Source organism: Roseateles sp. Mitsp63 (genome assembly GCF_059491535.1).
Genome location: NZ_CP168509.1, coordinates 234,790 through 257,907, shown reverse-complemented (window position 1 = coordinate 257,907; position 23,118 = coordinate 234,790). Strand labels below are relative to the sequence as shown.

Genomic DNA, 23,118 nt, shown 5'->3' with positions numbered 1-23,118 from the left:
GCCCTTGGGCTTTCGCTGGCACGGAAGCTGCAAAGCCCCGTGCATGGGATCGACCGCCACCGACATCAGCCAACGCATCATCGAAGCGGTGCTGGCGCAGAAGCTGGCTCCCGGCACGCGGCTGGGAGAGCAGCAACTCGCCATGCTCTTCGACTGCAGCCGCACCATCGTCCGGGAGGCGCTGACGCGGCTGGCCGCGCGCGGCATCGTGACGGTCAGCGCGCGCCGCGGCTGGTATCTGATCGAGCCCTCGCTCGACGAGGCGCGCGAGGCCTTCGAGGCCCGCCGCGTCATCGAGCTCGGCCTGATCCGCGGCCGGCGGCCGCTCGACAAGCCGGCGATCACCCGCCTGAAGAAGCACCTCGCCCAGGAGAAGGCCGCGCTGCGCGGCGACGACGTGGGCGCGCGCAGCTTCCTGCTCGGCGATTTCCATGTCTGCCTGGCCGAATGCCTGGGCAACAGCCTGCTCGCCGACACGCTGCGCGACTACACCGCGCGCACCACGCTGATCGCGATGCTCTACCAGTCGTCGCACGAGGCCGCGCAGTCCTGCCAGGAGCACGTCGCCATCGTCGCGGCGCTCGAGCGCGGCGATGCCGCGGGCGCCGAGGCGCTGATGGCCGGGCACCTCGCCAGCGTGCAGTCCGGGCTTCAGCTCGAGACACCCGCCGGCGACCCGCTGCATCACCTGCGCCAGGCGCTGACGCCCGTCACGCCGCCGGTCACGCCGCCCGCATCGGCGGCCTCCCCGCGGCGCAGCCGCGCCGCGCGCGCCCGCGACGCGGACACCACCGAATCCCCCCCTGCCGCCTACCTTGGAGCCTTGCTATGAGCCATGCCGTCCGTTCCTCCGTCCGCGCGCTCCTGCCGCGCCGCCTGCTGCTCGCCGCCGGTCTCGGCCTGCTCGCGCTGGGCGCCCAGGCGCAGACCGCGCTCGACACGATCACCAAGTCCAAGACCATCAAGATCGCCATCCCCACCGACTACCCGCCCTACGGCTTCGTCGGTCCGGACATGAAGCCGCAGGGCCTGGACGTCGCGATGGCCGAGCTGATCGCGGCCAAGCTCGGCGTGAAGGTCGAGCTGGTGCCGGTCACCAGCGCCAACCGCATTCCGTATCTGCAGACGAAGAAGGCGGACCTGGTCATCTCGACGCTGGGCAAGAATCCGGAGCGCGAGAAGGTCATCGCCTTCAGCGCCGCCTACGCGCCGTTCTACCAGGCGGTCTTCGCGCCGAAGAGCCTGTCGATCAAGAGCTTCGCCGACCTGGCCGGCAAGTCGGTCGCGGTGACCCGCGGCGCGATGGAGGACCAGGAACTCGCCAAGGTCGCGCCGCCGTCGCTGGAGTTCAAGCGCTTCGAGGACAACAACGCCACCATCGCCGCGTTCGCCGCCGGCCAGACGCAGGTGCTCGCGACCAGCGCGGCGGTGGCCGGCAACCTGATGCAGCGCCAGCCCGGGCTGAACGTCGAGTACAAGCTGCTGCTCAAGGACAGCCCTTGCTTCGTCGGCGTCGCCAAGGGCGAGGACGCGCTGCTGGCCAAGGTGAACGCGATCATCGCGGCGGCCAAGCAGGCCGGCGAGCTCGAGGCGCTCTCGAAGAAGTGGCTCGGCCGCGGCGCCGGCGAGCTGCCGCTGTGAGCCCGCGATGATCGAGTTCGACTTCGGCGCCGTCCTCGCTGAATGGCCGCTGCTGTTGCGTGGCCTGGGATGGACCGCCGGGCTGACGCTGGTGGCGGTGCCGCTGGGGCTGCTGATCGCGACGCTCGGCGCGTGGGCGCGCGCCTGCGGGCCGGCGGCGCTGCGCCGCGCGGTCGGCGTCTACGTCGAGCTGCTGCGCAACACGCCCTTCATCGTGCAGCTGTTCTTCGTCTTCTTCGGCCTGCCGTCGCTGGGCGTGAAGCTCTCGCCGGTGACCGCCTCGATGATCGCGATGACGCTCAACCTCGGCGCCTACGGCACCGAGATCCTGCGCGCCGGCATCCAGGCCGCGCCGCGCGGCCAGTGGGAGGCGGCGCAGAGCCTGGCGCTCGGTCCGGTGCAGGTCTTCACCCGCGTGATCCTGCCGCCCGCGTTCAAGCGCGTGTGGCCCGCGATGACCAGCCAGATCGTGATCGTGATGCTGGGCTCCGCGGTGTGCGGGCAGATCTCCACCGAGGAGCTCAGCTACGCCGCCAACCTGATCCACAGCCGCAACTTCCGCGCCTTCGAGGCGACCTTCGTCGCGCTGGCGATCTACCTCGCGCTGACGCTGGTGCTGCGGCGCTTCCTGCTCTGGGCCGGCCCCAGGTGGTTCTTCGGAGGAGCGCCGCGTGGTTGAGTTCACCCTCTGGGACATCCTGCGCAACCTCGCGCTCGCGCTGCGCTGGACGGTGGCGCTGTCGCTGATCGCGTTCATCGGCGGCGGGCTGGTCGGCGGCGCGCTGCTGTGCCTGCGGCTCGCATTCGGCCGCAAGACCGGACGCCTGGTCGCCACCTACGTGGGCCTCTTCCAGGGCACGCCGCTGCTGATGCAGCTGTTCCTGGCGTACTTCGGGCTGGCGTTGCTGGGCATCGAGGTGTCGGCCTGGACGGCGGCGGCGCTGGCGCTGACGCTCTACACGAGCGCCTACCTGGTCGAGATCTGGCGCGGCTGCGTCGAGGCCGTCCCGCGCGGTCAGTGGGAGGCCGCGCGCAGCCTGGCGATGAGCTTCGGCGAGCAGCTTCGCCACGTCATCCTGCCGCAGGCCATGCGTCTGGCGATCGCGCCGACGGTCGGTTTCCTGGTGCAGGTCATCAAGGGGACGGCGCTGGCCTCGGTGATCGGCTTCGTCGAGCTGACCAAGGCCGGCGGCATGATCGCCAACGCAAGCTTCAAGCCTTTCCTGGTCTTCGGCTGCGTGGCGCTGTTCTATTTCGCGCTGTGCTTCCCCGTGAGCCTGATCGCCCAACATCTGGAAAGGAAGCCGCATGGCCGCGCTGCCTGATATCGCCCCTTCGCGGACCCCGGCCGTCCCTGGCGTGCCGATCGTGCGCATCACCGCGCTGCGCAAGTCCTACGGCGACAACGAGGTGCTCAAGGGCATCGACCTGGACGTGATCCGCGGCGAGGTGATCGCGCTGATCGGCAAGAGCGGCTCGGGCAAGAGCACCTTGCTGCGCTGCATCAACGGGTTGGAGCAGTTCCAGGACGGTTCGCTGACGGTCGCTGGCAAGCCGCTGCTGTACGAGAGCGCGATGGCGATGCGCGCGCTGCGGCAGCAGGTCGGGATGATCTTCCAGGGCTTCAACCTGTTCCCGCACCTGAGCGTGGGCCGCAACGTGATGCTGGCGCCGACGCTGGTGAAGAAGCGCGCCGGCAAGGAGGCCGCCGAGCAGGCGAGGGCGCTGCTGGCGCGGGTCGGGCTGGCGGAGAAGTTCGATGCGATGCCCGATCAGCTGAGCGGCGGCCAGCAGCAGCGCGTGGCGATCGCGCGGGCGCTGGCGATGGAGCCGCAGGTGCTGCTGTGCGACGAGATCACGTCGGCGCTCGATCCGGAGCTGGTCGGGGAGGTGCTGCGCGTCGTCGAGTCGCTGGCGGAGGAAGGCATGACGCTGCTGATGGTCACGCACGAGATGAACTTCGCGCGCAAGGTCGCGGACCGGGTGATCTTCATGCATCAGGGGCGCGTGCACGAGATGGGCGCGCCGGCGGAGATCTTCGGGTCGCCGAAGACGGCGGAGCTGAGGCAGTTCCTGAAGTCGCTGGATGACTGATGGCGCGGGGCGTGCAGCGGCTTAGACTCCCGCGCACTTCACGGGGAGCCCCGCCATGCCGAATCGCCGCACGATCCTTCGATCCACGCTCGCGCTCTCCTCGGGCGCATTGACGGCCTCCGCCGTCGCGGCGCCTGCCGGCGATCCGCCTCCCGCCGCCGGCGAGGCCAACCCGGTCCGCGATGCCGAGATCGCCTTCGCCGCCACGCTCGCGCGGCGCGACTTCAAGGCCTTCGCGGAATTCGTGGCCGAGGACGCCGTCTTCATCGGCGGCGGCAAGCCGCAGCGCGGCCGCGCGGCGGTGCTCGCCAGCTGGAAGCGATTCTTCGACGGCCCGGAGGCGCCGTTCTCCTGGGCGCCGGATCTCGTCGAGGTGCTGCCCAACGGCCAGCTCGGCTACAGCACCGGCCCGGTCCACGTGAAGGGCAAGCTCGTCGCGCGCTTCGCGTCGACATGGCGCCGCGATCCCGATGGGCGCTGGCGGGTTGTCTTCGACAACGGCAGCGACGTCTGCGAGTGCAAGGACCTGGCGTGACGCCAGCCCCCGCGGATCACGCGAACCAGTCTTCGTCCGGCAACTGCTCGAACACCCGCTTCAAGCCCGCGCCCCAGCCCTGGCTGATCGTCGTGAAGTAGGGATCGTCCTTCGTGATCCGGTGCGGCTGCGCCGGCGCGAAACTGTCCGTCTTGTAGAGCAGCATGTCGATCGGCAGCCCCACCGACAGGTTGCTGCGGATCGTCGAGTCGAACGAGATCAGCGCGCATTTCGTCGCCTCGGCCAGCGAGCTGTCGAAGTCGATGACGCGGTCGATGATGGGCTTGCCGTACTTCGATTCGCCGATCTGCAGGTAGGGCGTGTCTTCCGTCGCCTCGATGAAGTTGCCCTGCGGATAGACATGGAAGATCCGCGGCGGCTCGCCACGGATCTGCCCGCCGACGATGAAGTTGGCGCCGAAGTCCACACCCTGGTTCAGCTGGTCGTTGCCCTCGCTGTCCCGCGACACCACTTCCTTCAGCGTGCGGCCCAGCAGCTCCGCGACGTCGTACATCGACGTCAGGTTCATCAGGTGCCGGCCCTCGCCCGCCGAGCGCTGGCGCAGCAGGCTCACCACGCTCTGCGTCGTCGCCAGGTTGCCCGCGTTGAGCAGCGTGATCAGGCGTTCGTCCCGCCGCTCGAAGACATTCATCTTGCGGAAGGTGGCGATGTGATCCACGCCCGCGTTGGTGCGGGAATCCGACGCGAACAGCAGGCCGGCACGCAGCCGCATGGCAACACAGTAAGTCATGGGGCGGGAGGTTAGCGCATCGCGCGCGCCGCGATCAGACGCGGCGCCTTCTCACTGTTGATCGGCCGTGCCGGGTTTCACGAGCACCTCCGCCCGCATCGTTTCCAGGCCGCCGCCCGTTCTGACGCCGCGCACCGGACAGGCGTCCAGGTAGTCCGCGCCAATGGCCAGCTTCACGTGCCGGCCGTCGGCCAGGCACTGGTTGCTGATGTCGTAGCCCAGCCAGCCGCCCGCCATGCCGTGCGAAGGCATCCGGCCCTCGGCGGCATCGGGCAGCCGGACCTCCGCCCACGCATGGCTGGCCACATGCTCGAAGTCGGTGGCCAGGTAGCCCGACACATAGCGCGCCGGCAGGCCCAGCAGCCGCGCGCAGCAGACGAAGACCTGCGCGTGGTCCTGGCACACGCCGCGGCCGGTCTGGAAGGCCTCGGCCGCCGGCGTCGCCGCGTCGGTGTAGCCCTTCAGGTAGGGCATGCGCACGCCGATCGCCGCCATCAGCGACAGCAGCGCGTCATGCGCGTCGGCCTTGGCCGCGTCCGCGAAGCCGGCGGCGAACTGCCGCAGCGGCTCGTCCGCCCGCGTCAGCGCGCTGTCGCGCAGGAACAGCGGCGCGGGCAGCTCGTCCTCCGGGTCGGGCGACGGCGGCGCGCTGCCGGTGTCCACCTCGCCGATCGCGCGCAGCACGATCTCCCGGCGCGGCCCGTCCAGGCTCAGCACGTGCATGGTGTTGCCGAACGCGTCCTTGCAGGCGCTGGCCGGCGCCGGCAGCTCCAGCCGCCATTGCAGCAGCTGGAACCCGCGCCCAGGCCGCGGCGTCAGCCGCAGGTACTGGGTGCTGCGCGACACCGGCGCGTCGTAGTCGTACACGGTTTCGTGCGAAATGTGCAAATGCATGGCCCGGTCTCCTGGATCTTGATGGCGCGGTCGGACGCCGCGTTCATTGCGCCTCGAAGTAGGCTTGCTGGATGTCCAGGCTCAGCCGCGCCGAGTCCTGCAAGAAGCCCGTCAGCCATGGATGCAGCCCCTGCTCGAGGATCTCATCCACCGCGGCGTACTCCAGGCGCAGCGCCAGCCGCCCCGCGCTCTGCTTGGCGGTGCGGCCGGCATCCTCGGCGCCGCCGCGCGCCTCGATCTGCGGCAGGATCGCACGAATCTCGTCGCAGCAGGCGCGCAGCGAGCGCGGCACGTCGGGCCGAAGGATCAGCAGCTCCGTCACGCGCCGGCCGTTCAGGCTGTCGCGATAGGCCGCGTGATACGCCTCGAAGGCCGACAGCGAGCGCAGCAGCGCGTTCCACGCGTAGAAGTCGGGCGCGCTCTCGCTCGGCGCGTCCACCGGCGCCAGCGTGTCCACCGCCGGCGCGATCAGCTGCGACTTCACGTCCAGCAGCCGCGCGGTGTTGTCGGCGCGCTCGACGAAGGTGCCCAGCCGGATGAAGCAGTAGGCGTCGTTGCGCTGCAGCGTGCCGTAGGTCGCGCCGCGGAACAGGTGCGACCGCTCCTTCACCCAGTCGAAGAAGGACGAGGGCTCGGCCACGCCCTTGCGCGCCAGCGCGCGCGCCTCCAGCCAGCTGGTGTTGATGGCCTCCCACATCTCGGCGGTGATCTGGCCGCGCACCGCATGCGCGTTCTCGCGCGCCTGCCGGATGCACGACAGCACCGAGGCCGGGTTCTCCAGGTCGGTGCCCATGAAGCGGAACAGCTGCTCGGCGCTCAGGCGCGGATGGCGCGCCTGGTAGGCCTCGAGCGTGCCGGTGACCGCGAGCGGCGCGGCCAGTTCCGTCGCGGCGCCGCGCGACTGCGGCAGCAGCGACAGCGAATGCGTCACGTCGAGCATGCGCACGAGGTTCTCGGCGCGCTCCAGGTAGCGGCTCATCCAGTAGAGCTGGGAAGCAGTGCGGCTGAGCATGGTTCAGTTCTCCAGGATCCAGGTGTCCTTGGTGCCGCCGCCCTGCGACGAATTCACCACCAGCGAGCCCGCCTTCAGCGCCACGCGCGTCAGGCCGCCGGCCACCATGTTGACTTCGCGCCCCGAGAGCACGAAGGGCCGCAGGTCGATGTGGCGCGGCGCGATGCCGCGCTCGACGAAGGTCGGGCAGCTCGACAGGCACAGCGTCGGCTGCGCGATGTAGTTGGCCGGGTTGGCCTTGACGCGGTCCTTGAAGTCGTCGATCTCCGCCGCCGTCGACGCCGGCCCGACCAGCATCCCGTAGCCGCCCGCGCCGTGGACCTCCTTCACCACCAGGTCCGCCATGTGGTTCAGCACGTGGTCGAGGTCCTGCGGCTTGCGGCACTGCCAGGTCGGCACGTTGTGCAGGATGGGCTCCTCGCCGAGGTAGAAGCGGATCATGTCCGGCACGTACGGATAGATGGACTTGTCGTCCGCCACGCCGGTGCCGATCGCGTTGGCCAGCACCACGTGACCCTGCTTGTAGACCGACAGCAGCCCCGGCACGCCCAGCATGGAATCGGCGCGGAAGGCCAGGGGATCGAGGAAGGCGTCGTCGATGCGGCGGTAGATGACGTCCACGCGCTTGGGCCCGACGGTGGTGCGCATGAAGACGAAGCCGTCCTTGACGAACAGGTCCTGCCCCTCGACCAGCTCCACGCCCATCTGCTGCGCGAGGAAGGCATGCTCGAAGTAGGCCGAGTTGAACGGCCCCGGCGTCAGCACGACCACCGTGGGGTTGTCCGCGAGGCTGGCCTGGCGCAGCGTGTTCAGCAGCAGCGCCGGGTAATGCGCGACCGGCGCGATCGCGTAGGTCGCGAACAGCTCCGGGAAGAGCCGCATCATCATCTTGCGGTTCTCCAGCATGTAGCTCACGCCGGAAGGCACGCGCAGGTTGTCCTCCAGCACGTAATAGCCGCCGTCGGCGTGGCGGATCAGGTCCACGCCGGTGATGTGGGCGTAGACGCCCAGCGGCAGGTCCAGCCCCTGCATCGCGGGCTGGTACTGCGCGTTGGCGAAGACCTGCTCGGCCGGGATCAGCCCGGCCTTGACGATCTCGTGGCCGTGGTAGATGTCCCACAGGAAGCGGTTGAGCGCGGTGACGCGCTGGCGCAGCCCGCGCTCGAGCATCCGCCAGTCGTCGGCGGGGACGATGCGGGGCACGGTGTCGAACGGGATCAGCCGCTCGGCGCCGGCCTCGTCGCCGTAGACGGCGAAGGTGATGCCGACCTTGTGGAACAGCAGGTCGGCCTCGGCCCGCTTCTTGGCCAGCGCCTCGGGCGTGCGCGCGTGGAGCCAGTCCGCGAAGGCCTGGTAGCTGGGCCGGATCGCGCCGCTTTGCAGCAGCATCTCGTCGTAGTGGCCGGCGGGCGGCAGGGTCAGCGCATGCATGGGATCTCCAGGGACGGACCGCCTCCGGGCGGCGGCCCGGCGGGGCAGGTTGCAAGGCCCGTGCCCAGCCCGGCGCGGCGCGCGGGCCGGCATGGACGCCAGCTTGACCGCTTTTGGTGCGCCTGCAAAGGTCGCCCCGGCGCGGTGCGCCCACAGGCTCCGCCATTGCCCGCTGCTGGTGCAGTGGCACTATCCCGCGTTGCGGGCGCGCCCGGCTCTCGCTACAACTGCCGCCAATGCCACACGACGCCCCCGTTCCTCCATCCTCCTCCTCGCCCGCCGGCGCCTCCTCGCCCGCTCCGGGCACCGCCGCGGGCGACGACCTCGTCCTGCCCCGCGGCTCCCGGGCCTCGCTGGGACGCTGGCTCACCGCGCTGGTGTTCGGCGCGGTGGCGGTGGCGCTGGCGATCTCGGCGCTGTTGATCGAGAACTTCGCCCGCGCCCATGCCGAGCGCCGCGCGATCGAGTCGCTGCGCCAGGTCGCGGTGGACTTCCGTGACGCGCTGGACCGCGGCATGGCCCAGCAGTTCAAGGAGGTGCGCGTGCTGGCCCAGCTGGCGCCGTTCCGCGACTTCAGCGATCCGGAGTCGATGCGCCGCGCGCTGGACCAGGTGCAGATCGGCTTCGACCACTTCGCCTGGCTGGGCGTGACCGATGCGAAGGGCCAGGTGCTGGCCTCGGCTGGCGGGCTGCTGGCCGGCGTGGACGTGTCCAAGCGGCCCTGGTGGCAGGGCGCGAAGACCGGCCAGCCCTTCGTCGGCGACGTCCATGCGGCGCTGCTGCTGGAGAAGCTGCTGCCGCGCCGCAGCGAGCCCTGGCGCTTCGTCGATTTCGCGGTGCCGCTGCTGGACGACGCCGGCCAGCTGCGTGGCGTCTTCGGCGCGCACCTGAGCTGGAGCTGGGCGCGGCAGATCAAGAGCGAGCTGATCGACGCGACGATGGCCTCGCACAGGGCCGACGCGCTGGTGCTGGGCAAGGATGGCGCGGTGATCCTGGGCCCCACGGAACTCGAAGGCAAGACGATGACGCTCGGCGCGGAGAGCGGTGAAGGCCTGCGGCATCACGTGCGAGACGGCGTGGACTACTTCGCCGTCAGCGTCCCCAGCCATGGCTACGGCGTCTATCCGGGCCTGGGCTGGACGGTGCTGGTCCGGCAGCCGGTCGAGGTGGCGCTGGCGGACTATTTCGAGCTGCGCCGCCAGATCATCCTGTGCGCGGTGCTGCTGCTGGCGGCGGCGGTGCCGGTCAGCTGGGGGCTGGCACGGCGCATGAGCCGGCCGCTGAACGCGTTGTCCGAGGCCATCGCGCATCGCCGCCACCTCACCGAGGACGCGCTGCCCGACGTCGGCGGCTACCGCGAAGCGGCGGTGCTGTCGCACGCGCTGAGCGACCTGGCCCGCCGCCAGGCCGAGCAGGACCGCTCGCTGGCGCAGCTCAATGCGTCGCTGGAGCTGCGGGTGCAGGCGCGCACGCTGGAGCTGCACGACGCGATGCTGCGTCAGGAGGCGAGCGAGCAGCGCCTGCGCATGATCGCGGACAACCTGCCGGTGCTGATTTCCTACATCGACGCGCAGGAGCGTCTGCGCTTCCTCAACGCGACCTTCCGCAGCTGGATGGGCATGGCGCCCGAGGAGGCGCTGGGCCGGCCGCTGATCGAGGTGATCGGGCCGGTGCTGCACGCACAGCGGCTGCCCTACCTGAAGGGCGCGCTGGCGGGCGTGCGGCAGCGCTTCGAGACGCGCTCCGAGGCCAACGGCGTGACGCGCGACATGCTGACCGAGTACGTGCCCGACCTGCAGCCCGATGGCAGCGTGGCCGGCGTCTACACGCTGGCGACCGACATCACCGCGTTCAAGCAGGTCGAGCGCGAGCTGGACCAGCTCAGCCGCGTGGATCCGCTGACCGGGCTGCCGAACCGGCGCCAGTTCGAGTCGCGCCTGTCGGAGTCACTGGCCCGCGCGCGGCGCAGCCAGAAGACGATGGCGCTGATGTTCCTGGACCTGGACCATTTCAAGCAGATCAACGACGCGCTGGGTCACGCGGCCGGCGACGCGGTGCTGCGGGCCTTCGCCGACCGGGTGCGCGGCGCGATCCGGGAGACCGACCAGCTCTGCCGCCTCGCGGGCGATGAGTTCGTGCTGATCCTGGAGAACCTGAATGCGCCGCAGGAGGCGGGCGGCGTCGCGCGCAAGGTGCTCGAGGCGGTGAAGGCGCCGCTGGCGCTGCAGGGCCAGGAGCTGCGCATGTCCACCAGCATCGGCATCGCCTGCCATGACGGCGGACTCGAGGGCGAGGTCGCGCTGCTGGGCCGCGCCGACGAGGCGCTCTACGCCGCCAAGGCGGCGGGGCGCGGCGTCTGGAAGCTGGCGGATTGAGGGCGGATATATTGCGACCCTTCCTTTGCCACTCCGGCGCATGAGAGAGGGATCCGTATGCCTTGCACTCGTCCGATGACCCTCGCCTGCCGCGCCGCGGCGCTGACGCTCGCGCTGATGGCCGCGGGTCTGGCGCAGGCCGCGGACGTGACCGTCTCGGCCGCGGCGAGCCTGACCAACGCCTTCAAGGAGTTGGCGCCGGCCTTCGAGGCCGCGCACCCGGGCAGCAGGCTGCTGTTCAACTTCGCCGCCTCGGACGCGCTGCTGGCGCAGATCGCCAAGGGCGCGCCGGTCGATGTGTTCGCGTCGGCGGACCAGGAGACCATGGACAAGGCCCAGCAGCAGAAGCTGCTGGTCGACGGCACGCGGCGCAATTTCGCCGGCAACGCGCTGGTCGTCATCACGCCGGCGGAGCAGGGCGTCGCGCTGAAGTCGCTGAGCGATCTGCAGCAGCCCGCCGTCAAGCGCATCGCCCTCGGCAAGCCGGAGGGCGTGCCCGCCGGGCGTTATGCCAAGGCGGCGCTCGAGAAGGCCAGGCTGTGGCAGGCGGTCGAGCCCAAGGCGGTGTTCGCGCAGAACGTGCGCCAGGCGCTGGACTACGTCGCGCGCGGCGAGACCGAGGCCGGCTTCGTCTACGCGACCGATGCCCATGTCATGAGGGACAAGGTCCGCGTGCTGTTCAGCGTGCCGACCGAGGCGCCGATCTCCTATCCGATCGCCGTCACCAGCGGCGGACCGAATGCCGACGGCGGCCGGCAGTTCCTGGACTTCGTCGCGTCGGCGGCGGGCCAGGCGGTGCTGGCGAAGCACGGCTTCCAGAAGCCCTGAGTCCAAGGGAGCGGCGCCGCACGTGGAACCGGCCTGGGTCGCGCTGTCGCTGTCGCTGAAGGTCGCGGGCTGGGCGACGGCGCTCAACCTGGTGCTGGGCGTGGCCGCCGGCTTCGCGCTGGCGCGTCTGCGCTTCCCGGGGCGGGAGCTGCTGGACGCGGTGCTGACGCTGCCGATGGTGCTGCCGCCGACGGTGCTCGGGTACTACCTGCTGGTCGTGATCGGCAAGCGCGGCTGGCTTGGCGCGTGGCTGTGGGACCGCTTCGGCATCAACCTGATCTTCACGTGGCAGGGCGCGGTGATCGCGGCGACCATCGTCGCGTTTCCGCTGGTGATGAAGTCGGCCCGCGCGGCTTTCGAGGGCGTCGATCCGCAGCTCGAGCGCGCGGCCCGCGTGCTGGGCCTGGGCGAATGGGCGCTGTTCTTCCGTGTCACGCTGCCGATGGCCTGGCGCGGCGTGCTGGCGGGCGTGCTGCTGGCCTTCGCGCGCGCGCTGGGCGAGTTCGGCGCGACGCTGATGGTGGCGGGCAGCATTCCCGGCAAGACGCAGACGCTGTCCGTCGCGGTCTATGAGGCGGTGCAAGCCGGCCAGGACGACACCGCCAACCTGCTGGTGCTGATCGTCTCGGCGGCCTGCATCGTGGTGCTGCTGGCCGCGGGCCGGCTGGCGGGGCCGAGGTCGGTGCGATGAGCTTCGAGGTCCGCATCCGCAAGCATGTCGAGGGCGGCGGGCGCCGCTTCGAGCTCTCGGTCGCCTTCGCCACGGACGCGCGGCGCACGGTGGTGCATGGGCCGTCGGGCGCGGGCAAGAGCCTGACGCTGCAGGCGATCGCCGGATTGCTGAAGCCGGACGAGGGCACGATCCACATCGATGGCAAGCCGGTCTTCGACAGCGCGTCGCGCATCGACGTGCCGGCGCGGGAGCGGCGGCTGGGCTATCTCTTCCAGGACTACGCGCTGTTCCCGCAGCTGACGGTGCGGCAGAACATCGCGTTCGCGCTCAAGCGGGGATGGCTGAATCCGTCGCGCCACGGCGGCGGCGAGGCGGTCGACCGGTGGCTCCAGGCTTTCGAGCTGGAGCGCGTGGCGCAACAGCGGCCGCACCAGCTGTCGGGCGGCCAGCGCCAGCGCACCGCGCTGGCCCGCGCGCTGGTCAACGAGCCGCGCGCGCTGCTGCTCGACGAGCCGTTCTCGGCGCTCGATCCCGAGTTGCGCGGCCGCATGCGGGCCGAGCTCGACACACTGCTCGAGCGGGTGGGCATTCCGATGCTGATGATTTCCCACGATCCCGAGGACGTGGCGCGATTCGGGGATCGGCGGATCCTGCTGCGCGATGGGGCGGTGAGGGACGGCGGGCCAGGATCTTCCTGACACCCGTTGTCGCCAGCACCCCGAGAATGGGGCGTCAAGGAGGGCGACGACATGCGGGACGGCAGCGCGGAACAGGTCAGCCATTGCGACCTCGTCATGAAGGGCGGCGTCACCAGCGGCGTGATCTATCCGAGGCTGGTGGCCGGACTCTCCGCGCGCTACGAGTTCAAGAACATCGGCGGCACCTCGGCCGGCGCGATCGCCGCGGGCGCCAGCGCCGCCGCGGAGCACGGGCGCCAGCGCGGTCATGCCGGCGCCTTCGACATGCTGGCGAAGCTGCCGGAAGAACTCGGCGCCGATGTCCCGCGCGGCAAGCGGCCTTCGGGCCGCAGCCGGCTGCTCACGCTGTTCCAGCCGGTGCCCGCGCTGCGGCGGCATTTCGAGGTGCTCGCGCGCGCGCTGGGCAAGCCCCCGCGCGAAGCGGTGACGGCCGTCATCGGCGGCATGGCGGCAATGCACTGGCCGGCCGGTCTCGCGATCGCCGCGATCGGCGTGCTGCTGTTGCTGCCATCCGCGCGGCTGTTGACGCCGGAAGCCGGCCTGGCGCCCTGGCAGGCCGTGGCCATCGTCGCCGGCATGGCGGTGACGGCCGCGCTCGTCGCGGCGGCGGCGGTCGTGACGGCGGCCGTGCTCTTCGCGCGCGGGCTGCTCAGAGGCCTCAAGGACAACGGCTACGGCCTGTGCAGCGGTCTCACCCAGACCGGGCCGGCAGGGCAGGGCGGCCAGACCGCGCTCACCGACTGGCTGCATGGCTACTTCAACGCGCTGGCGGGCAAGAGCATCGACGGCCCGCCGCTGAGCTTCGGCGACCTGTGGGGCCCCGATCCGACGACCCGCCGCATCAACCTCGAGGTGATGACCAGCGCCGTCAGCCAGCAGATGGTCTACAGCATCCCGTTCCGGCCCGGGACGCCGATGTTCTATTACGACCCGATCGAATGGGCGGCGCTCTTCCCGCCCGCCGTGATGAAGGCGCTCGCGGCGCCGTTCCAGGGCGAGGGCGAAGGCCCGGCGATCGTCAGCGCGCAAGGCCGGGCGCTGCGGCCGCTGCCGCGTCATGGCGAGCTGCCGGTGGTCGTCGCGATCCGGATGAGCCTCAGCTTCCCGATCCTGCTGTCGGCGGTGCCGCTGTACGCGGTGGACTGGTCGCGCACGGAGAACCAGGCCGTCCAGGCCGCTTTCCGCGCCGCCGCAACGGCCGGCCAGCGCCGCGCGCCGAGCCTGCGCGCGACGCGGATCTGGTTCTCCGATGGCGGCATCGGCAGCAACATGCCGCTGCACATGTTCGATGCGATGCTGCCGCGCCACCCGACCTTCGCGGTCAACCTCAAGCCGCCGCATCCCGACCATGTCATCCGGCCCGAGGCCTCCGGCAACGACGGCGGCCGGATCTATCTGGCCGAAGACGATCGCGGCGGCCGCCTGCGCTACTGGCCCGAGCCGGACCTCGTCGCCGGCTGGGAGCAGCGCGGCGCCGCCGCCAGCGAGAAGACGCCGCTGGCCGGCCTGGCCGGCTTCCTGCGCAACATCGTCGGCACGATGCAGAACTGGCGCGACGAGATCCAGTTCCCCACCCCCGCCTTCCGCGACCGCATCGTGCAGATCAGTCAGAAGCCGGACGAGGGCGGATTGAACCTGTCGATGGCGGCGGACACGATCTCGACGCTCGCCGACGCCGGCGCGATGGCGGCGCAGCGCCTGATCGCGCGCTTCCATCCGGCAGGAGTGGAAGCGGGCGCGGGCTGGGAGAGCCACCGCCGCGCGCGGCTCACGACCTTCCTGGGCGTGATGCAGCCGGCGACGGCGGCATTGGCGCCGGCGACCGGCAGCGCCGCCGACTGGCTGGTGCTGCTCGACGACGACACGCGCTACGAGCGCTCGTCGGCGATGCGGGACGAGGCGACGCGCTTCCTGACCGGGCTCTTCGCCATCGGCGCGGCCACGCCGCTGAAGCAGACGGGGCAGGCGCGGACGCTGGATGTGGGCTCGCTGAAGCCGATTCCCGAGCTGCGCTTTGTGCCCCGGATCTGAAGACGGCGTGACGGCCGCGTGAGCGTGGCGACAGGCGGGAACGCCGATTTCATCGGCCTTTCACCCGTTCTTGATTCGCCTTACAGCCCGATACGGGTGGGCCGGAAAACGGGTCAACGAGGGCGCCGCGGGACCGTTGGCTGAACATGGCCACCTCCCCCATGAAGCCCATGCCTCACACCCTCCGCCTCACCGCGTTCGCCGCGGCTGCCGTTGCCGCGCTGCTCACCGGATGCGCCCAGCCGCACCGCACCGTCGTCAACGCCGATGTCGAGTACCGCAGCGCGCCGGTCTGGGTGCCGCCACCGCCGCCGCCGCCAGCGCCGGTCGTCAGCGTCTACGTCGAGCCGCCGCTGGTCCAGCCCGAGCCCGTGTTCGTCGACGTCGCGCCGCCGCCGATGCTGGTGGAGGTTCCGCCGCCGCAGCCCTACCCGGGTGCCATCTGGACCGGTGGCTACTGGGGCTGGCAAGGCCGCTGGGTCTGGTGCGCGGGCCGCTGGAGCTCGCCGCCGCGGCCGGACTACGTCTGGGTCCAGCCCTACTACGAGCATCGCGACGGCGCGGTCGTGTTCGTGTCCGGCTTCTGGGCCGCACATGGCGTGGCCTTCGTGCCGCCGCCGCCTAGCCTGCACCTGTCGGTCGAGATCGCCATCGGCGGCGGCGTCCGGCCGGTCGGTCCGATGGGCGTGTTCGTGCCGCCGCCGCCCGGATCCCGCGCGGGCCTGATCGTGCCGGCGCCGATCGGCACGCCGCCGGCGGTGGTCGTCAGCGCGCCGCCGGTCACCAACATCGGCATGCGCATCCAGCACAACAACACGACGATCAACAACGTCGATTCGCACAACACCACGATCAACAACGTCGACGTGCACAACACGACGAACGTCGCCAACGTCCACAACGTCACCAACAACGTGACCAACAACGTCACGAACATCACCAACGTGACGATCGTGGCGCCCGCCGGCGCGACCGCGAACGGCAAGGCCTTCCAGGGCAATGTGCCGGCGGCGGCCCACCTGGCCGCGGCGATGCCGGCCGTCGTCCATGCCCAGGCGCCCGTGCCGGTGAGCACGACCCCGATCCCCGCCTACACGCCGGGGCATCCCGCCGCCTTGCCGGCGCCGCAGATGACCCGTGTCCAGGGCGGCCCGCCGCAGCCCGCGCCCGCCCTGGCGCCGCAGCAGCGGCCGGCGCCGGACGTGGCGCGGGAACAGGCGCGAGAGCAGCAGGCTCACGAGCAACAGATGCGCGACCAGCAGGTGCATGAGCAGCAGGCACGCGAGCAGCAGATGCACGAGCAGCAGGCGCGTGAGCAGCAGCTCCGCGATCAGCAGGCGCATGAGCAGCAAGCACGCGATCGGCAGATGCACGACCAGCAGGCGCGCGAGCAGCAGATGCGCGACCAGCAGGCGCACGACCAGCAGGCGCGTGAGCAGGCCCGCCAGCAACAGTTCCGGGAGCAGCACGCGCGTGACCAGCAGGCTCACGACCAGGCGGCGCAGGATCGGGCTCGCGCCGCGGCGGCCGAGCATCCGCATGGCCGCGATCCGCGCGACGACCGGGAGGTGCAGCGCGAGCGCGAGCAGCGCCAGGCCCAGCAAGGCCGCGAGGGCGCCGCGCCGCCGCGCCGTCCCGCCGCGAGCGCCGCCCAGGCCCACCCCGCCCACCGTCCCGACGAGCGCCGGGAGGAAGAGAAGGAGCGGGAGCGCGCCCGCCAGCCGCAGCAGTGAGGCGGGCAGCCGCGGACACCGCCTCTGAGGGGGCGGTGCTGGCGGCGAGCCGGAGGCCGTGACAACATTCCCGGACGCGCTGGGGCCCGATCTCCCTTCGGGCCCGCGCCCGAGGAGACACGACCATGAAGTCCAACTTGTCCGCCCGAGGGTCCATCGGACGGCGCCTGGCGTTTGTGCAGGCCGGGGTGCTGGTGATCGCGCTGATCGGATCGGGGCTGGGGTATTGGGGCCTGAGCCGCGTGGCGTCGCGCACGGCCGCGATGTACGACGACGCGATCGTCACCGAGCGCGTCGCCTCCGACTGGTTCCGCAATGTGTTCAACGGCGTCACCCGCACGACCGCCATCGCCGTCAGCGCCGACCCGGCGCTCGCGACCTTCTTCGCGCCGGCCGCGGCCGAGTCGACCAAGATCTCCACCGAGCTGCAGGACAAGCTCGACAAGCTGCTGACGACGCCCGAGGAGCGCGCCCAGTTCGACCGGATCGCGGTGCTGCGCAAGAACTACCTGACGCTGCGCGACAGCATCGCCGAAGCGAAGAAGCAGGGTGACGCGGCGCGCGCCAGGCAGATTTTCGACGAGCGCTTCCAGGGCGCGGCGCAGGAGTACAAGGAAAGCATCCGCCAGGTCGTGCAGCAGCAGCGCGACCAGCTGGACGCCGTGATGAAGTCGCTCGCGGAGACCAACCAGCGCGCGCGCGTCGCGCTGGTGGTCTTCGGTCTGGTGGCGCTGGTGGCGGGCGGCGCGCTGGCGCTGTGGCTGACGCGCTCGATCACCGGGCCGCTGGGCCAGGCCGCGAAGGTCGCCGACGCGATCGCGCGCTTCGACCTGACGGCGCGCGTCCAGGGCGGCGGCAATGACGAGACGGGGCAGTTGCTGCGCTCGCTGGACACGATGCAGGGCGCGCTGCTGCAGCTCATCGGCGAGGTGCGGGGTTCCACCGACAGCATCGGCACGGCCAGCGCGGAGATCGCCAGCGGCAACATGGACCTGTCGGCCCGGACCGAGCAGACGGCGTCCAACCTGCAGCAGGCCGCGGCCTCGCTGACGCAGCTCACGGGGACGGTGCGCCAGACGGCGGACGCGGCGCTGACGGCGAACCAGCTGGCGAGCTCGGCGGCCGAGACCGCGCAGCGCGGCGGCACGGTGATGAGCCAGGTGGTGACGACGATGGGCGAGATCAGCGACAGCTCGCGGCGCATCGCGGACATCATCGGGGTGATCGACGGGATCGCCTTCCAGACCAACATCCTGGCGCTGAACGCGGCGGTCGAGGCCGCGCGGGCGGGCGAGCAGGGACGCGGCTTCGCGGTGGTGGCGGGCGAGGTGCGCTCGCTGGCGCAGCGCAGCGCGGCGGCGGCCAAGGAGATCAAGGGGCTGATCGCCACGAGCGTGGACCGGGTGGAGTCGGGTTCGCGGCTGGTGAGCGATGCGGGCACGACGATGACGGACATCGTGACCAGCGTGCAGCGGGTGACGGACATCATCGCGGAGATCCGCGCCGCGTCGCAGGAGCAGAGCGACGGCATCAACCAGGTCAACGCGGCGGTGGGCCACCTGGACCAGATGACGCAGCAGAACGCCGCGCTGGTCGAGGAGGCGGCCTCGGCGGCGGAGAGCCTCAAGGACCAGTCGCAGCGGCTGTCGGCGGCGATCGCGGTGTTCAGGCTGGCGTGAATTCCATTGCCGGCCACGGATCGCGCGGGCGATGCGGGAGACGCCCGCCGACATGAACCGCAGATGAACAGCGCCGGTTCCGCGGCCGGGTTTTCTAGAATCGCGCCGCATGTACCGACTCCGCCTGACGCTGGCCCTGGCCGCCATGCTGGCGCTGGTCTGCGCGCAGGCGGCCTTCGTCCATTGGGGCGCCATCCGCGTGGACAGCTATGCCGCCCACAGCCGCCTCACCAGCGACCTGCTCTCCGAGCTGCTCGACCTGTCCGCCAACAAGCAGCGGCTGCGCAACTGGGCCGCCCAGCAGGTCATGGGCGCCGGCGCCCAGGACGCCACGCGCGAGCGCCTGCTCGACGCCATGGACGCCAGCGCCCGGCGGCTGGCGCAGATGTCGCGGCGCCACCTCGAGTCCTGGCAGGAGATCTCCGCGCGCGATGGCGGCGCCATCCCCGACGGGGTCGCGCGCCTGGTCGACATCAGCGACCTGCTCGGCGCCCACATCGCGCAGCTGCGCAGCCAGCTGCGCCAGCTCGAGCCCCATGCGGACGGCACCGGCTTCGACGCCGTCTGGCGCGAGCTCAACCAGGTCTTCGACATGGCCCATGGCCGCGACCTGCGCGACCTGCTCAACGGCGCCATCGAGGGCCAGCGCCGCGCCGTGCCGATCGCCCGCGCGGCCACCGAGGACGGCATCCGCAGCCTGCGTCTGAGAGCGGTGGTGATGGTGGGCCTGACCTTCGTGCTGGCCACCGGCCTGTACCTGCACCTGAGCCGGCGGCTCAAGCGGCCGCTCGACGCGCTGCTCGAAGGCACGCAGGCGCTGCAGGCCGGACGGCTCGAGCACCGCATCCCGGTCCGCTCCAGCGACGAGTTCGGCCGCGTCGCCGCGCATTTCAACGCGATGGCGCATGAGCTCCAGCTGCATCGCGAGGCCGCCGAGGCGGTGCGCCGCCACCTCGAGGACCAGGTGCGCGCGCGCACCCATGAACTCGAGGACGCGCATCAGCGGCTGCAGCGCCTGGACCAGCGCCGCCGCCAGCTCTTCGCGGACCTCGGCCACGAGCTGCGCACGCCGGCCACCGTGATCCGCGGCGAGGCCGACATCGCGCTGCGCGCCGCCGCGCTGCCGGCGCAGGACTACCGCCTCGCGCTGGGCCGCATCGTCTCGGCGGTCAAGCAGCTCACCGGCCTGGTCGACGACCTGATGCTGGTCGCGCGCGCCGAGGCCGACGAGCTCGACATCGCGCCGCAGCGCATCGCGCTCGCCGCGCTGATGGACGATGCGATCGCGCAGGCCCAGACCTTGGCCGCCACGCACCGGCAGCGCATCGAGGCGGACGCCGTCCCCGGCGGCCTCGAGGTCCACGCGGATCCGATCCGCCTGCGTCAGGCGCTGCTCATCGTCATCGACAACGCGATCCGCTATTCCCGGCCCCACGGCACCGTGCGCGTGGCCTGGGCGCTGCGCGGCGACGACATCGCGCTGAGCGTGCGCGACGAAGGCATCGGCATCGCGCCCGAGGAGATCAGCCAGATCTTCGAGCGCTTCGTCCGCGGCGAGCGGGCCCGCCGGCACCGCGCCGACGGCACCGGCATCGGCCTGTCGATCGCCAAGGCGATCCTGGACGCGCATGGCGGCCACATCGAGATCGAGAGCCGCGTCGATGCCGGCACCACCGTTCGCCTGCTGCTGCCGTTCTCCCAGCCGGCCTAGTTCCCCGCCCCCGATCTTCGCGTCCTTTCGAGCCCCCATCCAATGAACCGACACCTGCTCGTCATCGAGGACGATCCCCGCATCGCCGACTTCCTCTCGCGCGGCCTGGCCGCCGAGGGCTTCACGGTGGAGGTCGCCGCGACCGGCCCGGACGGCCTCGCGCGCGTCAGGTCCGGTGATCACGGGCTGGTCATCCTCGACCTGATGCTGCCCGGCCTCAGCGGGCTGGACCTCTGCCAGACGGTGCGCGCCGAGGGCCATCACGTGCCCATCCTGATGCTGACCGCGATGGACAGCACCGGCGACAAGGTCCGCGGCCTGCGCCTGGGCGCCGATGACTACCTGACCAAGCCCTTCGACTTCGAGGAGCTGCTGGCCCGCATCGTCGCGCTGCAGCGGCGCGGCCGCGAGCAGCGCGTCGAGGCCGCCACGCTGCAGGTCGCCGACCTGGTGCTGGACCGCGAACGGATGCAGGCCAGCCGTGCCGGCCGGCCGCTCGCGCTGACCGCCAAGGAACTCGCCTTCCTGGAGCTGCTGATGAGCGCGCCCGGCCGGCTCTTCAGCCGCGAGCGCATCCTGTCCAACGTCTGGGGCGTGAACGTCGATCCGCTCACCAACATCGTCGACGTCTACGTGCGCCGGCTGCGCGCCAAGATCGACGAGGGGCACGGCCTGCCCCTGCTCAAGACGGTGCGCGGCCTGGGCTACCGGCTCGACGACGGTCCGGTCTGAGGCCGGCGGCGCTGTTCATCCGCGGTTCATCCGACGCTCATCGCCGGTTCATCGCGTTCGACGCGCCGGTTCATCCGCGATTTCCAGAATCGATGACGCACCCCGGGAACGGCCCCGCGGTGCGGCGCCTCCCGGCGTCTCCGTCAACGATTGAACTGGAACCCGACCATGACTGTCTCCGCCCGCTCCGGCCAACTCTCCACCGCCATCGGCCGCCGCGCCCTCGGCGGCGCGCTGGCCGCGATCGCCCTTGCCGCCGCCGCGCCGGCCTTCGCGCAGGACCGCGTCGCCGCGGGCTCCGCGCAGTGCGCCGCCACGGACAAGGCGCAGATCGCCGCGCTCTTCGACCGCTGGAACGCGTCGCTCGCGACCAAGGATCCGGACAAGGTCGTCGCCAACTACGCGGCCGACGCGGTGCTGCTGCCCACGGTGACCAACGAGCCGCGCACCTCGCCGGCCGAGATCCGCGATTACTTCGTCAAGTTCCTGAAGAACAGCCCGCAGGGCACCATCGACAAGCGCACGATCAAGCTGGGCTGCAACATCGCGCAGGACGTCGGCACCTACACCTTCCGCTTCGGCGACGGCAGCGCGGTCAAGGCGCGCTACACCTACGTGTACGAGTGGAACAACGGCCAGTGGCTGATCGCCCATCACCATTCGTCGGCGATGCCGGAATCGAAGTGATGTCCCGCCAGTGACGGCCCGCTGAGGCCGTAAAGACAGAAGCCGGTTGCCACGCGTGTGACAACCGGCTTCTCGGTGTTCTTGGTGCGACCGGCAAGAATCGAACTTGCGACTAGGCCTTCGGAGGGCCCAATGATATCCACTTCACCACGGTCGCCATGGGAAGCGCGCATTCTAGCCTCGTTCTGACGCGGCTTGCGAAAACACCTCGCGGCCAGCCGCGGCGGGGACAGGTCTCGACCTTGACGAAAGCCCCAGGGTGGGGCGGCAGGGGGCTGGCTATACTGCGCCGATTTGCTGTTCCCCGGTCCGGTTTCCGGAGGGCCCGGCGCCACGCGGCGGCCTTGGAGACACGGACTCGCTTCTGCCGTAGTCGATTCGATCCACGAGGAATTCATGAGCGGAACCCAGGACCACGCCAACGCCCAGGACACGCACGCCGACGGTCATGACGCCCACGAGGGCCCGATCAAGACCCCCAAGCAACTGATCGCCGCGGTCTTCTTCGCGTTCGTGATCCCGATCGTGATCATCGTGATGCTCGCGAACTACGTCTCCAGCGAGATCAAGCCCGCCGCCGGCTCCACCGGCCTGGACGAGGAGGCCGTCGCCGCCCGCATCCAGCGCGTCGGCGCCATCGAGCTCAAGGACCTGTCCAACCCCGCGTCGATGAAGACCGGCGAGCAGGTCTTCCAGGCCCAATGCTCGGCCTGCCACGCCACCGGCGCGGCCGGGGCGCCCAAGATCGGCGACCACGACGCCTGGGGTCCGCGCGTGAAGAGCGGCTTCGATGCGCTGGTGCATTCGGCGCTGAAGGGCAAGGGCAACATGGGGCCGCAGGGCGGCGGCGATTTCTCCGATTTCGAGATCTCCCGCGCCGTCGTGTACATGGCCAACCAGGGCGGCGCCAAGTTCGACGAGCCGAAGGCGCCCGCCGCCGCGGCCTCCGGCGCCGAAGCCGGCGCCTCGGCCGCCTCCCAGTAAACGGGACGCTCCGAATGACGAAAGCCGACCCAAGGGTCGGCTTTTTCATGGGCGCTCGGTGTCGAGCGCCGGCGCGGGGTCAGGGCTTGCCGGCGCCGCCGTGATCCCCCTTCGGATCGAGTGGCGTCAGCACCACGCCATGGCGGGCGATCAGCTCGGCGTGCGTCGCATTCGACATCGTCCAGCGTCCGGCCTCGATCGCGTCCGCCGCCGGCCCCATGTCCTGCGTGTGCACCAGGCCCAGTCCCAGGTCGGTCTCGAGGAACAGCCGGTCCCCTTCGTCCAGCACCGCGCCGTCGACGCGCGCCTCGCGGCCGGTGTGGCTCAGCACGCGGCCGTCCGGCTGCAGGCGCCAGATCCAGGGCGCCGCCTCGAGCTGCACGTAGACCCGCTGGGGCCCGTTCTGGAAGAACCAGGCGCCCTGGCCGTCGGCGCCGTAGTTGCGGTCGATGAAGCCGATCAGCTTGTCGTGCACGATGCGGCTGCCCTTGACGGCCGGAAACGGGCCGGCGGCCTGGATGCGCTCGTCGCGCATGTACCAGTCGCCGCGCGCGTCCAGCGCCAGCCAGCCGTAGCAGTGCGGCACGTTGGGCCACTTCTTCAGCGCCGCCTCGACGATCGCATCCATC

22 protein-coding genes and 1 tRNA gene are annotated in these 23,118 nt (G+C 71.0%); 17 read left to right on the top strand and 6 right to left on the bottom strand.

Features of this window, described 5'->3' with window-relative positions; genetic code table 11:
• The first annotated feature begins 43 nt into the window (after positions 1 to 43).
• Genes ACEN96_RS01100 through ACEN96_RS01075 form a run of 6 tightly spaced genes read left to right on the top strand, consistent with a single transcriptional unit; the run spans position 44 to position 4,270 of the window.
• Positions 44 to 832 (top strand): GntR family transcriptional regulator, encoded by a 789-nt coding sequence (locus tag ACEN96_RS01100; RefSeq protein ID WP_495586214.1) that lies wholly within the window; start codon positions 44 to 46, stop codon positions 830 to 832.
• Positions 829 to 1,641, top strand: a complete 813-nt coding sequence (locus ACEN96_RS01095) for a transporter substrate-binding domain-containing protein (RefSeq protein WP_495586213.1) — start codon at positions 829 to 831, stop codon at positions 1,639 to 1,641. The genes ACEN96_RS01100 and ACEN96_RS01095 overlap by 4 nt, the downstream gene beginning before the upstream one ends.
• 7 nt (positions 1,642 to 1,648) lie before the next feature.
• Positions 1,649 to 2,320, top strand: a complete 672-nt coding sequence (locus tag ACEN96_RS01090) for an amino acid ABC transporter permease (RefSeq protein ID WP_495586212.1) — start codon at positions 1,649 to 1,651, stop codon at positions 2,318 to 2,320.
• Complete coding sequence (locus ACEN96_RS01085; protein ID WP_495586211.1) at positions 2,313 to 2,966, top strand: amino acid ABC transporter permease; 654 nt, start codon at positions 2,313 to 2,315, stop codon at positions 2,964 to 2,966. The genes ACEN96_RS01090 and ACEN96_RS01085 overlap by 8 nt, the downstream gene beginning before the upstream one ends.
• Positions 2,950 to 3,735, top strand: a complete 786-nt coding sequence (locus ACEN96_RS01080) for an amino acid ABC transporter ATP-binding protein (RefSeq protein WP_495586210.1) — start codon at positions 2,950 to 2,952, stop codon at positions 3,733 to 3,735. Before ACEN96_RS01085 ends, ACEN96_RS01080 begins: the two co-directional genes overlap by 17 nt.
• A gap of 55 nt (positions 3,736 to 3,790) precedes the next feature.
• Positions 3,791 to 4,270: a YybH family protein gene (locus ACEN96_RS01075; RefSeq protein WP_495586209.1), complete on the top strand. Its 480-nt coding sequence runs from the start codon at positions 3,791 to 3,793 to the stop codon at positions 4,268 to 4,270.
• Positions 4,271 to 4,286: 16 nt separating this feature from the next.
• Here ACEN96_RS01075 and ACEN96_RS01070 read toward each other — a convergent pair whose 3' ends face one another.
• From ACEN96_RS01070 to ACEN96_RS01055, 4 genes are all read right to left on the bottom strand, one after another.
• Entirely contained in the window at positions 4,287 to 5,003 is a 717-nt protein-coding gene (locus ACEN96_RS01070; protein WP_495586208.1) for a proteasome-type protease, read from the bottom strand.
• A 69-nt stretch (positions 5,004 to 5,072) separates the two neighbouring features.
• The gene (locus ACEN96_RS01065) at positions 5,073 to 5,915 is read right to left on the bottom strand and encodes a transglutaminase family protein (protein WP_495586207.1); all 843 of its coding nucleotides are present in this window, start codon (positions 5,913 to 5,915) and stop codon (positions 5,073 to 5,075) included.
• A 43-nt stretch (positions 5,916 to 5,958) separates the two neighbouring features.
• On the bottom strand, positions 5,959 to 6,927 hold the full coding sequence (locus ACEN96_RS01060) for an alpha-E domain-containing protein (protein WP_495586206.1): 969 nt from the start codon (positions 6,925 to 6,927) through the stop codon (positions 5,959 to 5,961).
• Between the two features lie 3 nt (positions 6,928 to 6,930).
• Positions 6,931 to 8,358 carry a circularly permuted type 2 ATP-grasp protein gene (locus tag ACEN96_RS01055; protein ID WP_495586205.1) on the bottom strand — a complete coding sequence of 476 codons (1,428 nt, stop codon included), beginning with the start codon at positions 8,356 to 8,358 and terminating at the stop codon, positions 6,931 to 6,933.
• 236 nt (positions 8,359 to 8,594) lie between these two features.
• On the opposite strand from ACEN96_RS01055, the gene ACEN96_RS01050 reads away from it, so the two are divergent.
• The 10 genes from ACEN96_RS01050 (at position 8,595) to ACEN96_RS01005 (ending at position 21,505) form a co-directional block, all read left to right on the top strand.
• On the top strand, positions 8,595 to 10,733 hold the full coding sequence (locus ACEN96_RS01050) for a diguanylate cyclase domain-containing protein (protein WP_495586204.1): 2,139 nt from the start codon (positions 8,595 to 8,597) through the stop codon (positions 10,731 to 10,733).
• A gap of 75 nt (positions 10,734 to 10,808) precedes the next feature.
• Positions 10,809 to 11,561 carry a molybdate ABC transporter substrate-binding protein gene (gene modA / locus ACEN96_RS01045; protein ID WP_495586203.1) on the top strand — a complete coding sequence of 251 codons (753 nt, stop codon included), beginning with the start codon at positions 10,809 to 10,811 and terminating at the stop codon, positions 11,559 to 11,561.
• A 22-nt stretch (positions 11,562 to 11,583) separates the two neighbouring features.
• Complete coding sequence (gene modB, locus ACEN96_RS01040) at positions 11,584 to 12,252, top strand: molybdate ABC transporter permease subunit (RefSeq protein WP_495586202.1); 669 nt, start codon at positions 11,584 to 11,586, stop codon at positions 12,250 to 12,252.
• Entirely contained in the window at positions 12,249 to 12,932 is a 684-nt protein-coding gene (locus ACEN96_RS01035; protein ID WP_495586201.1) for an ABC transporter ATP-binding protein, read from the top strand. The genes modB and ACEN96_RS01035 overlap by 4 nt, the downstream gene beginning before the upstream one ends.
• Positions 12,933 to 12,983: 51 nt before the next feature.
• Positions 12,984 to 14,963 carry a hypothetical protein gene (locus tag ACEN96_RS01030; RefSeq protein ID WP_495586200.1) on the top strand — a complete coding sequence of 660 codons (1,980 nt, stop codon included), beginning with the start codon at positions 12,984 to 12,986 and terminating at the stop codon, positions 14,961 to 14,963.
• 170 nt (positions 14,964 to 15,133) lie between these two features.
• Complete coding sequence (locus ACEN96_RS01025; RefSeq protein ID WP_495586199.1) at positions 15,134 to 16,696, top strand: YXWGXW repeat-containing protein; 1,563 nt, start codon at positions 15,134 to 15,136, stop codon at positions 16,694 to 16,696.
• Between the two features lie 125 nt (positions 16,697 to 16,821).
• Positions 16,822 to 18,375, top strand: coding sequence for a methyl-accepting chemotaxis protein (locus tag ACEN96_RS01020; RefSeq protein WP_495586198.1), 1,554 nt, complete (start codon positions 16,822 to 16,824; stop codon positions 18,373 to 18,375).
• Positions 18,376 to 18,484: 109 nt separating this feature from the next.
• On the top strand, positions 18,485 to 20,086 hold the full coding sequence (locus ACEN96_RS01015; RefSeq protein WP_495586197.1) for a sensor histidine kinase: 1,602 nt from the start codon (positions 18,485 to 18,487) through the stop codon (positions 20,084 to 20,086).
• A gap of 42 nt (positions 20,087 to 20,128) precedes the next feature.
• Positions 20,129 to 20,818: a response regulator transcription factor gene (locus ACEN96_RS01010; protein WP_495586196.1), complete on the top strand. Its 690-nt coding sequence runs from the start codon at positions 20,129 to 20,131 to the stop codon at positions 20,816 to 20,818.
• Between the two features lie 168 nt (positions 20,819 to 20,986).
• On the top strand, positions 20,987 to 21,505 hold the full coding sequence (locus tag ACEN96_RS01005; RefSeq protein WP_495586195.1) for an SgcJ/EcaC family oxidoreductase: 519 nt from the start codon (positions 20,987 to 20,989) through the stop codon (positions 21,503 to 21,505).
• Between the two features lie 82 nt (positions 21,506 to 21,587).
• On the opposite strand, the gene ACEN96_RS01000 is transcribed toward ACEN96_RS01005, so the two are convergent.
• Positions 21,588 to 21,662: transfer RNA gene (locus ACEN96_RS01000), tRNA-Arg, on the bottom strand.
• Between the two features lie 239 nt (positions 21,663 to 21,901).
• Here ACEN96_RS01000 and ACEN96_RS00995 point away from each other — a divergent pair.
• A complete protein-coding gene (locus ACEN96_RS00995) occupies positions 21,902 to 22,489 on the top strand; it encodes a c-type cytochrome (protein WP_495586194.1) in 588 nt (195 codons plus the stop codon).
• Positions 22,490 to 22,568: 79 nt separating this feature from the next.
• Here the strand turns inward: ACEN96_RS00995 and ACEN96_RS00990 are convergent, their stop codons facing one another.
• Positions 22,569 to 23,117, bottom strand: a complete 549-nt coding sequence (locus ACEN96_RS00990; RefSeq protein ID WP_495586193.1) for a DUF2946 family protein — start codon at positions 23,115 to 23,117, stop codon at positions 22,569 to 22,571.
• Between the last annotated feature and the right edge of the window lies 1 nt (position 23,118).